Here is a 4,525-nt window from a genome sequence, read left to right on the forward strand (position 1 = left end):
TTCACATGTCAGACTTAGGTTCGCGAAATCCGCTAAGCCATCCTCCAGCTCATTTTCAAACTTGGCGAGATTCTTTCTGATCTTCTTGCATCCATATACGTCTTCCGACACATAGATGCCCAAGCCCTTAATTAGCTCATTGCAAACTCGAATCTGATCTTCAATATTTGGCTCACCGCGACCGGAGTTAAGGGCGCTTTCTTTTGATGCCTTTTCTATCTGCTCCTTGAAAACTGAAAAGGGAATCTGCGCCATCCCCGCTCCGGCTTCGTTCTTTGCCATCCAATGAAGTGCTGACGATATCCCCCCGCCCAGAAGAAGGGAAAGGTGTTCGCTTTGAAACAGTGCGGTAAGCCACGGCTCAATCTCGGAACGAAGTTTCTCTGCATCCAGCTCTTCGAGCTTGACTGGCTGCCGTTGATCGCGAACCTTGTATAGGTTGCAGCCGTTCCAACTGGTAATGTTTGATTCTTCGTTCATATCCAAGACCTATTCTTAACTTTGTTTCAGCTACATTGGCCGCTCTCGATTACATCTAGTAGCCATACCGAATTTGCGGGGTATCCGAATCAGACAAATACTTCATTATCTCGCCAACTTTGCGCGAGCATCCTAGAGTTACAGGATACTTGCCATCGAACGCATGCAAATTAGCAAAGTTAGGGGTCAGGTCTTATTCTTTGCCTCTCATTCACTCATTGGCTAGCCGACCGGTGAAGCTCGCATGGCGGAAGACCAAAAGATCAAACCTAACCCATTTTTCCAGAAAATCCTGATAAACACCGAAATCGACATTTTTGAACAAAAACTCACCAATACTTCAGAAGTTTCGACGCATTAATACAATTCCAATAGCCCCCAAATATCCAGCATCGTTTCGCCCTGCTATATTGATTTTTCCAACCAATTAAGCAACACGAACACGGCCATAAAAGCGACGCCGGACAACACACCAATACCACTCAGCACGGTGGGTACTGCAAAGCGATGTTCTAGTGGATACTCGTAGATTACGTCTTTCTTAGTTCGGTCGATATGGACGACTTGCGACATCACGGAGGACATGATGGATGTAAAAAAACTTGCTACTGCCAAAAAAGCAAGAAATCTCACACCAGGGTCTTCAAATATTGTTAGAGACAAATTCGTAGTAAGCACTATACCCGCAAAAGACAGAAGCCCCAGATGTCTCTGAAAGTCGATCATTAACTTGAGGTGTTGGAAGTCCTTTACTCTTGCATCCATCTGAATACCCCTGCTATGTCCAGCGCTACTGAGCGATCACATTATAACTTCCCATTAGTAAAGCATTGAAGGGCGCAGTCGATGTTAATCATCCTGACAAGTTGAGATCAAATAGGGCTCGAACCAAAGTTAAATCCGTTATGTTGGTTGCGCAAAAGAACAGAAGTTGGGCGATTAATGAGATAAGGTCTTGCATTTTGCCTCTCATTGACTCACTTTCATGACATTTCAACGGGACATACAAAATACGAGATCTCGTTCTTTGCCCCTCATTTACTCACAGGGCTAGCCATCCGGCGATGCTCGCAGGGCGAAAAAACAAAAGCCAAGACCTGGCCCTATTATCGAGACATAACCCCGCGATCCTTGTTATCCGTTATCCCCCCTCGTTATCTTCGCGGTGCGGCAACAGCTTTCCCGAAGTAGGTGATACCCTAGCGCGATGAGTTTGAATGGCACCGTACAACGCCGCTGGTGGGGGCGGCTCCGGCGCGGGTTTGTTCTGGTCGGGCTGGGATTGCTTGTGTTCCTGCTGGTCTTGGTCATTCGGGCGCTGGGGCTGTCGTCCCTGCAGCCGGATTCCGTGCCTCCCGAACCTTTGGCCTTTGATGAGAAACGCGCCGTTAATCGCTTGTCGGGTGCGATTCGATTTCCCACCGTGTCCTGGCAGCCCCCTCGGCCACGGGATGATGCCGTTTTCGCTGATTTCCGCGCCTATTTGGCTGAGAGCTACCCGAAGCTTCGCCCGGTCGTCCAACGGGAGGAGATTAACGGCAGCCTGCTCTACACCTGGCCCGGCTTGGAGCCCGATTTACCGCCGATTGTGCTGGCGGCCCATTTTGATGTGGTCCCGGCGCAGCCCAAGGCCTGGCGTTTCCCGCCTTTTTCCGGTGCCGTCGAACAGGGCGCTGTCTGGGGGCGCGGCACGCTGGATCACAAGGCGGCGGTCACGGCCATTCTGGAGTCGGTGGAGGCCTTGGTAGCTTCCGGCTACCAGCCCCGGCGCACGGTGTACTTGGCCTTCGGGCACGATGAGGAACTTGGCGGTGAGGAAGGTGCGGCCTATTTGGCCGCGACGATCCGGCAACGAACGCCCCATCTGGCCTATCTGTTGGATGAGGGCGGCATGAACGTGCTGGGCGCGGTGCCCGGCGTCGCGTCGCCGGTGGCGTATATCGGTATCGCGCACAAGGGATATGCGACGGTGCGCTTGTCGGTTCGCGCCACGGGCGGTCACTCCTCCATGCCGCCGAAGGAAACCGCCATCGGCATTCTGGCGCGCGCCGTCACGCGTCTGGAAACGCATCCTTTCCCGGCCGAGCTGGACGGAGCCGGTCGATTGATGTTCGAGTACTTGGCGCCGGAGATGACCCTCGCCCCCCGCTTGTTGTTCGCCAACCTATGGCTGTTCGAGCCGATGGTGAAGCGGATTTTGGCCGCCAAGCCGGCCTCCAACGCGGTGCTGCGCACAACGACGGCGCCGACGATGTTTCATGCGGGCACCAAGGCCAATGTGCTGGCGGACCGGGCGGAGGCGATGGTGAATTTCCGGCTCTTGCCCCGGCATGACTTTGACGATGTGATGGACCACGTACAACGGGTGGTTGATGACCCACGGGTCAGCGTTGAACTGCTCGGCGAGCACTCGACACCCCCGGCGCCGGTCTCCGATGTGTCCGCGCCGGAGTTTGGCCAGGTTCTGGCGAGTGTGCGCAGCGTGTTCCCGGATGCGGTGGGTGTACCTTTTTTGCTGATGGCGACCATCGACGCTCACCATTACGAAGCGCTCACGCCCAATATCTATCGGTATTTCCCCGCCCGGGTGCACAACGATGATCTGGTGCAGGTCCACGGCGCGGACGAGCGCATTGGCGTGGACAATTATCTGGATGTGATTCGCTTCTATGCGGAGCTGATTCGCCGCACGGCTTCTTAAGGCGCATTGCTTCGGGCGCGCGCGCCAGCGAAATCTTAAGCCGGGTCGTTTTGCAGCTTCGGCAACTGTTTCAACCCCTCGCTGAAAGAAATGACCGGTTCAAAGCCGAGTTCACGCCGCGCTTTGTCGATGCGGATGGTGCAATCCCGCGCCATCAAAGCCACGGCAAACCGGTTGATGGGCAAATGGGCTTTGATGCCCAGGCCCTCCCAACTCTTCTGCAACAGATACACGCCGCCGCGGACCAGCGGGCTGGGGATGGAAAGCCGCCCCGGCGTTAACCCCTGGGTGGTGAGCAGTGCGGTGATGATCTCCCGGAAACTGCGAACTTCATCGTCGGTAACAAAGTAGGCTTCGCCGCCACGTCCTTTGCCTTCCAGCGCCAGTTCCACCCCCCGCACCACGTTGGCCACGTGCGTGGTGGAGGTCTGGTGACGGCCGCCATCGATCCACACCAGCGCGTGGGCACGGGCGGCTTTGACCATACTGGGGAGTAATGTTCGATCACCCGGCCCCCACACCAACCGGGGTCGAATGCTGATGGTCTCAAAGCCGTGGGCCGGGTCATTGGCCCTCAGCACCCGCCTCTCGGCCTCCGCTTTGGTGGCGGGGTAATGGTAGGGAGAGTCGGGGGCCAGGGGACAGGTTTCGTCGATGTCCCGCATGTGCTGGCCGTAGAAACAACCGGCTTCCGTTCCCAGGTGAACAAAGCGCTTCACCCCGGCGGCCTTGGCGGCGTTGACCAGTTGTTCCGTGCCCTCGACGTTGATTTTCCAGTAATAGTCCCGGTCGCCACCCGGCCCGATATGGGCCGCACAATGAACCACGGCCTCGCAACCCCGTAACAGGTCCGGCTCGATCCGGCTGAGGTCGCCACGTACGGCTTGAGCGCCGATGCGTTTCAAGGCGGCGTCGCTTGCCGCGGAGCGGGACATGGCCAGAAACTCGTGCCGGTCGCGGAGTTTTTCAATGACCGCACCGCCAATAAAGCCGGACCCGCCGGTAATAAAGACCTTCATAATGGCTTCCTATGGTTGCTCACTGCCCAAACACGCACGCCTGCTCACGACTGTTTCAGGCCGCGTCCGCCTCGATGGGCTCGTAGCCCCAGGCATCGAAAGCGAAACGCCATCGTTGGTTAATTCGGCGCCCAAGACGCGGATCCTGCGGATAACGGTTTTTCTGATAGCTCTGCTGGCTGGCCAGATAGCGCCTAATGGGCGTTTCGGCCAAGGCCCAGCCCGGGAGCGCTAGTGTCTCGTAGATCTGGCGGATCTCGCCCATGCCGTCCCGCTCCAGGTCTTCGAAGCGCACTTCCACCAGCCGCTCGGGTGGAATGGCCTG

At 56.5% G+C, this 4,525-nt stretch carries 5 protein-coding genes; 1 reads left to right on the top strand and 4 read right to left on the bottom strand.

The features are described 5' to 3' along the window. Positions 1-480 (bottom strand): hypothetical protein (locus SVU69_13545; protein MDY6944021.1); only part of this gene is annotated, 480 nt, incomplete at its 3' end. A gap of 405 nt (positions 481-885) precedes the next feature. Then, positions 886-1,245 (bottom strand): hypothetical protein, encoded by a 360-nt coding sequence (locus SVU69_13550; protein ID MDY6944022.1) that lies wholly within the window; start codon positions 1,243-1,245, stop codon positions 886-888. Positions 1,246-1,687: 442 nt separating this feature from the next. Between SVU69_13550 and SVU69_13555 the strand changes: the two genes are divergently transcribed. Then, positions 1,688-3,181, top strand: coding sequence for a M20 family peptidase (locus tag SVU69_13555; GenBank protein MDY6944023.1), 1,494 nt, complete (start codon positions 1,688-1,690; stop codon positions 3,179-3,181). Positions 3,182-3,216: 35 nt separating this feature from the next. Here the strand turns inward: SVU69_13555 and SVU69_13560 are convergent, their stop codons facing one another. Both SVU69_13560 and SVU69_13565 read right to left on the bottom strand, forming a co-directional pair. Then, positions 3,217-4,200: an NAD-dependent epimerase/dehydratase family protein gene (locus SVU69_13560; GenBank protein MDY6944024.1), complete on the bottom strand. Its 984-nt coding sequence runs from the start codon at positions 4,198-4,200 to the stop codon at positions 3,217-3,219. A 55-nt stretch (positions 4,201-4,255) separates the two neighbouring features. Continuing rightward, on the bottom strand, positions 4,256-4,525 hold a 270-nt coding region (locus SVU69_13565; GenBank protein ID MDY6944025.1), incomplete at its 5' end, for a sulfotransferase.

Source organism: Pseudomonadota bacterium (assembly GCA_034189865.1).
In the GTDB taxonomy this organism is placed as follows: Bacteria; Pseudomonadota; Gammaproteobacteria; order UBA5335; family UBA5335; genus JAXHTV01.

Bases quoted from the DNA above. Each gene is read 5' to 3' on its own strand.
- SVU69_13550 (MDY6944022.1), bottom strand. From the start codon at position 1,245: ATGGATGCAAGAGTAAAGGACTTCCAACACCTCAAGTTAATGATCGAC.
- SVU69_13555 (MDY6944023.1), top strand. From the start codon at position 1,688: ATGAGTTTGAATGGCACCGTACAACGCCGCTGGTGGGGGCGGCTCCGG.
- SVU69_13560 (MDY6944024.1), bottom strand. From the start codon at position 4,200: ATGAAGGTCTTTATTACCGGCGGGTCCGGCTTTATTGGCGGTGCGGTC.